At 27.2% G+C, this 5,909-nt stretch carries 6 protein-coding genes; 2 read left to right on the top strand and 4 right to left on the bottom strand.

What is annotated here, in order from left to right; genetic code table 11:
* Positions 1-219: 219 nt before the first annotated feature.
* From recN to E6A48_RS07380, 4 genes are all read right to left on the bottom strand, one after another.
* Positions 220-1,947 (bottom strand): DNA repair protein RecN, encoded by a 1,728-nt coding sequence (recN, locus tag E6A48_RS07395; protein WP_219709383.1) that lies wholly within the window; start codon positions 1,945-1,947, stop codon positions 220-222.
* A 2-nt stretch (positions 1,948-1,949) separates the two neighbouring features.
* Positions 1,950-2,822 carry an NAD(+)/NADH kinase gene (locus E6A48_RS07390; RefSeq protein WP_219709382.1) on the bottom strand — a complete coding sequence of 291 codons (873 nt, stop codon included), beginning with the start codon at positions 2,820-2,822 and terminating at the stop codon, positions 1,950-1,952.
* A gap of 377 nt (positions 2,823-3,199) precedes the next feature.
* Positions 3,200-3,934, bottom strand: coding sequence for a hypothetical protein (locus E6A48_RS07385; RefSeq protein WP_219709381.1), 735 nt, complete (start codon positions 3,932-3,934; stop codon positions 3,200-3,202).
* Between the two features lie 135 nt (positions 3,935-4,069).
* On the bottom strand, positions 4,070-4,504 hold the full coding sequence (locus E6A48_RS07380; RefSeq protein WP_219709380.1) for a PepSY-like domain-containing protein: 435 nt from the start codon (positions 4,502-4,504) through the stop codon (positions 4,070-4,072).
* A 299-nt stretch (positions 4,505-4,803) separates the two neighbouring features.
* On the opposite strand from E6A48_RS07380, the gene E6A48_RS07375 reads away from it, so the two are divergent.
* Positions 4,804-5,190 (top strand): MarR family winged helix-turn-helix transcriptional regulator, encoded by a 387-nt coding sequence (locus tag E6A48_RS07375; RefSeq protein ID WP_219709384.1) that lies wholly within the window; start codon positions 4,804-4,806, stop codon positions 5,188-5,190.
* Between the two features lie 8 nt (positions 5,191-5,198).
* Positions 5,199-5,858, top strand: coding sequence for a YczE/YyaS/YitT family protein (locus tag E6A48_RS07370; RefSeq protein WP_219709379.1), 660 nt, complete (start codon positions 5,199-5,201; stop codon positions 5,856-5,858).
* Positions 5,859-5,909 lie beyond the last annotated feature (51 nt).

The raw sequence follows: 5,909 nt of genomic DNA, 5'->3' as shown, positions 1-5,909 counted from the left end.
CAAAGAAGCAAAAAGGCTGCATTTAATAAAGTATAGATTTTTATATATACAAAACATAGATATTATTTTATATATTCCAAAAATATAAAGCTAAAACACTCGCACTTTTCGCGAAGCGTACCTGTAGGGTAAAAACTTTGACGAAGTCCGCAGAGCGTAGTGGCGGTAAAAAGTTGAAGAAAAAACTTCTATGACAAAATATAGTTGTTTAGATATATACTAAAATAAGCCTGATGACTTTTTGGCATGTTCCAACAATTCTTCTGCATGCTTTATGCTTGCATCTGTTATTTCTTTACCTGTTATCATTCTTGCTATTTCATTTACTTTATTAGAATCATTTAACTCTTCTATTGTTGAAGTAACAACATCATCTTTTTCATTTTTTATTACTTTAAAATGATTATTAGCATATATTGCAATTTGTGCTAAGTGAGTAATACTTAATATTTGTTTTTGTTTGGATAATGCTGCAATTTTCTCTCCTATAACTTCTGCAATCCTTCCGCCAACACCCACATCTATTTCATCAAACACACAAGTTTCACAATAATCTCCGCTAGAAAGCACGCTTTTTAATGAAAGCATAATTCTTGATATCTCTCCGCCAGAAGCGATTTTTCTTAAAGGCTGAAACATAGCCTGCTTATTTGGTGCTATTATAAACTCTATATTATCTACACCATTAGAATTTGCTTTTAAATTTGTACCGTCTATATTAAGTATTCCGTCTTCATCATCTTCATCATAAGTAATCTCAACATCAAATTTTGTAGAAGTCATTCCCAAGTCGCACATTTCTTTTTCTATAGCATTTATAAAAACGTCTTTCTTTGACTTTCTTATATCAGAAATATCTTTTGCTAATATTGATGTTTTTGTTCTTATGTTTTCTATTTCTTCTTTTAATTTTAATATATCTTCTTCAGAGAAATTAAGAGACTCCAATTTTTCTTTAGCTTCTTTTGCATAATTAATAATTTCTTTTATATTGTTTCCGTATTTCTTTTTTAATGTGTTTATAAAGAAAAGTCTTTCATTTAGAGCCTGCAATTCTTCTGGGTCGAATTTTGCTTTTGCTCTTATTTCAGTAAATACTGTTTTTATATCTTCAAGGTTTAATGATATGGCTTCTATCTGTGATGCCAAATCTGAAAGCCTATCATCATATTGAGAAATTGATTGTAATGTATTAATGCTTCTTGTAAGTTTTAAATAAGCACCAGATTCGCTTCCAAATATATCTTTGTTTATAACAGATAAAGCAGATGCTATATTTTCTGCATTAGACATCATTGCTATATCATTTTTTATCTCTTCATCTTCATTATATTTTAAGTTTGCTTTTTCTATTTCTTCTATAGCATATTCTAAAAAAGATTTTTCTTTTAATATTGTGTTTTTATTTTGTGATATTTCATTATATTGTTTTATTAGTTTTGTAAGTTTACTATAATTATCTCTATAAACTTGCAATTTATCTTCAATATTTAGATAAGCATCATAAAAATTAATATGATTTGCCACATTAAAAAGTGATTGATGTTCATGCTGACCATGTATATCTACAATTAAATCTCCTAACTCTTTTAACTCTGCAACACGTACACCGATATTGTTTATAAAAGAACGGCTCTTACCATCTTTTGTAATTTCTCTTTTTATATTAAGTTCATTTCCTGTAATTTCTATATTCCATTCTTTTAATTTGTTTTTTACTATATTTAATGATGATTGCAAAAAGAAAGTTCCTATTACAGTTAATCTATCTCCATTTAAGCCAACCATTCTTGTAGAGCCTTTTTCTCCTGTAATTAATTCTAAGGCACTGATTATAATACTTTTTCCAGCTCCTGTTTCACCTGTTAAAACATTAAATCCATTTTCAAAATTGATTTTTACTTTATCTATTAATACAAAATTTCTAATATCTAAATATTTTAGCATTATTATATGCCCCAGTTAAGTTTGTTTCTAAGTATATCATAAAATAGTCTATTTGCACTTTGAAATATATAGCAGTTTTTATCGCTTATACTAGCCTTTACAGTATCAGTTTTTCCAAATTTATATATATCATAACCATCTATTGTTACCATACCTTTTTTTGATTTTTGAGAAAGCTTTATTTCTACGCTGTCGCCTTTAGGTATAACAAGCGGTCTAAATGTGAGAGAATGAGGTGCTATTGGTACAAAAGACATAGCATCTATTGTAGGAACAATTATTGGACCTCCTGCACTCAAAGCATATGCAGTAGAACCTGTGGGAGTAGCTACAACAACTCCATCTCCTATGATAGAAGATACTTTCTTTCCAGATATGTTTATATCCATATATAAAGTTCTTCCATCTAGTTTGCATAATGCAAGTTCATTTATTGCTAAATATTTTTTTGTAGTTTTTGATGTTTTAATTTCTATATCTAAAAGGGTTCTAGGTTCTATTTCGTATAATGTTTTTTTGTTATTAAAATATTCTTCTATAATAAGATATGCTTCTTCTGGCGGAATTTCTGATATAAAGCCTAATGTTCCGTTGTATATTGGTAAAACTGATATATTATATTTAATAGCTATTTTTAATGCTGATAATAATGTGCCGTCTCCTCCTATGGATATGAGCATTGACACATTTTTTAATGTTTTTATCGCTTTGTTAATATTATTGTAAGATGATATATCATAATCTATAAGTATAGCATCTACATTATATTTATTTATAATATTTTTTATTTTTTTTACTATACTATCAGTGTTGTTTCTGCTTTTGTTTATTATAATACCTATTAATTTCTTTTCTATATTATTATTTTTTTTCATCTTACTTTTCTTAAAATAAATAATTTTTAATTAGAATATTATATAAAACTTTTATTAATATATCAAGTAAAATAAAAATATATAATGTATTTAGTAGGCACAAAATATTATTTTTTATATTTAGTAGATTTTTAATTTATTTTAATTCCCGCCCTATTAACTTTTCTATATTGTAAAAAAATCTGCTTCAATATTCTATAATGCTTAATAAAAAAAGCACCCCGCCCAAGGTTTTATTAAGCTTATTATATTATAATACCGTACGTTAAATAAACTTGTCAATATAATAAAAATTGTATTTCAAATTAATTTATATTTATTGTTTAGTTTAGCGTGCGGTTAGTAGATATTAAATTGAAAATATTTTTATATTTAATTTATTTAACTTCTTTTAAAGTACCTTTTAATGTAAGAGTATCATTTTCAAAAGTACCTTGTAAATCTCCTTGCCAATAAGAAATTCCATCTTTTGCTTTATCTGTAATCATTTCTATGTTTGCAAAATCAATATCATTAGAAATTTGTAATTTACTCATTTTGTTGTTTTCTAAACCATAACCAATTTTAAATATTCCATTAGTATCTGATTTTAGTTCATAAGCCCAAGGATAAACAGTAGGACCTCCTGCATGTGCATATCTTATAGTGATAACACCAGTTTCATCTTTTGTAATGCCTGTTCCCGTAACTTTTGGTCCATTAGTGCCGTCTAAAGTTTTTTGTGATATTCCAGTTCCTGTCATACCATCGAAGTTATAAGTTTTTGCAGGTGCAACTCCATATAACACAAAAAAACCTAATCCTCTTTCAATTTTGTTGTTGGCAAATTGTTTGTTTTCGTATCTATATGAATCCCAAGATTTTGTAGCTCCTGTAGGTGTTGAAGCTCCTGTAACAGCATCTACTTTAGCATCAATATCACCATAACTTCCTGTAACTTTTAAATATGAGTTTTCCATTATAGTATTATCATCATTAGCTTTATCACCAAATATAGCCTTAAAGTCTATAGTAAGTGTTGCAGGCTCTGTTGTTGTTTGCTTGCTTGTTTCAGTGTTGCCACCACATGAAATAATAAAAACAGTGAGTGCTAGAATTATTAAATGTTTCATGAATATTATCCTTCTATGTATTTTTGATTTATTATATACTATATACAAAAAAAATAAAATATTCTTGAAATTTTAATAAAAAAAGAGAGAAGCATAAAAACCTCTCTCTTTTTTATGTTTAATTTCTATTTTCTATTAGTCTAATTTATCTCCTACAATTTTACCGCTATTGTCTACATAAACTTCTCTATTGTTTCCTAGTTTTAATTTGTAGCTATTATATTCTTTGCTAATTTCTAAAACAGGAACTTGAGGGTATTTAGTTTCTACTGCTTTCATTACATTTGTTGGTATAAATTTGGTAGGTAAAGGCATTTTAGCAGATACATCAGTCCAATCTCCGTTTCTATCGAAATCTATTTCAACTCCGCTAGCCAATTCTACATTAAAGCTGTTTCTATCTTGTTCAGCATAAACTATTTGGTCGCTTGGAAAATTAGCTGATACAAAATCTTGTGCTTTTTTTGGAAGCTGATTAGCCTGTATAGGCATATCTGCAGCAAATACCGTAGCTATAGATAGCATCATAATAGAAGCAATTAGAATAATTTGTTTTACTTGTTTTTTCATTTTACTCTCCTTAACGGTTTTATTTAAGTATAATAATATTATAGTATATTATTGTTTTTGTGTCAAGTTTTTTTACAGTTTTTTGTAAAAAAGTAAATTATTTTTACAAAATATCTGTAATCTTTTTTGTTTGTATGTAATTTTTTACTATCTAAAATAAAAATATCGTATTTTATATAATGCTTATAGCTAATAATAATTCATTTGACATTTTTTTTAAGCAGTATATAATAAGCTATCTCATTATAACAATACTTATTATAAGGATGCTTACATTGGAGAATCTACACTATTTATTAATGAAAGCTAATTCTATGTTTGCAAAGAGAGTAATGCTTGAAGCAAACAAAATAGGGCTTACATCTGGTCAACCTAAAGTATTATATTTTTTATCTAAATTCAAAGAAGCAGATCAGAAAACCATAGCAAATTATTTAGAAATAGAGCAGACAACTGTAGGAAGCATATTGTTGGGTATGGAAAATGCTGGTCTTATTGTAAGGAAGCAACATGATGGTAATAGGCGTTCTCTTTATGTTTCTCTAACAGAAAAAGGTATAGAAGCTTCAAATTATATGGATAAAGTTTTTGAAGATATAGAAAGTATTGCTGTTAATGAAATATCAAAAGAAGATGAGGAAAAATTAAAAGAACTGTTAATGAAAATGTGTCAGTCGCTTAGGTGAGTTTAATTATGAAGAGAGAAATTTTTAAAAATCATTTTATTGAAAGATGTATAATATTATTAATAGGGCTTTATATTATGTCTTTGGGTATAGCTTTTTCTATTAAGGCTGCACTTGGTACTTCGCCTATCTCCAGCGTACCATATGTAACAAGCCGTATATCAGGTTTATCAGTAGGGGCAACAACTATTATTATCAATCTTGTATTTATATTAATACAAATATTACTATTAAGAAAAAAATATGATTTATTTCAGCTTTTTCAAATACCTGCACTTATTTTATTTGGACTCATGATTGATTTTTCTGCTTATTTAATAAAAGACATAACATATACAAATTATATTCAGCAATGGGCTTTATGTATATTAGGAATAATATTACTTGGTTTGGGCGTGAGTATAGAAATAATGGCAAAATTAGTTACTACACCCGGTGAGGGAGTTGTTTTAGCTATTTGTAAAATATTTTCTGTAAAGTTTGGAAATACTAAAATAGTATTTGATACATTGTTAGTAATAATATCAGTTGTTACGGTATTATCTTTTTTAGGACATTTAGAAGGAGTGAGAGAGGGTACTATTGCAGGAGCTGTATTTGTTGGACTATTAACTAAGCAATTTAGTAAGCCTTTAAAAGCCTTAGAAGAGAAATATTTGTTATCGTAAAATATTTTTAAATTATATTTTATCATATTAAAATTATATAAAGTTAAAACA

This window comes from Brachyspira pilosicoli (genome assembly GCF_019402445.1).
GTDB lineage: Bacteria > Spirochaetota > Brachyspiria > Brachyspirales > Brachyspiraceae > Brachyspira > Brachyspira pilosicoli_B.
This window is presented reverse-complemented; position numbering and strand designations above follow the sequence as displayed.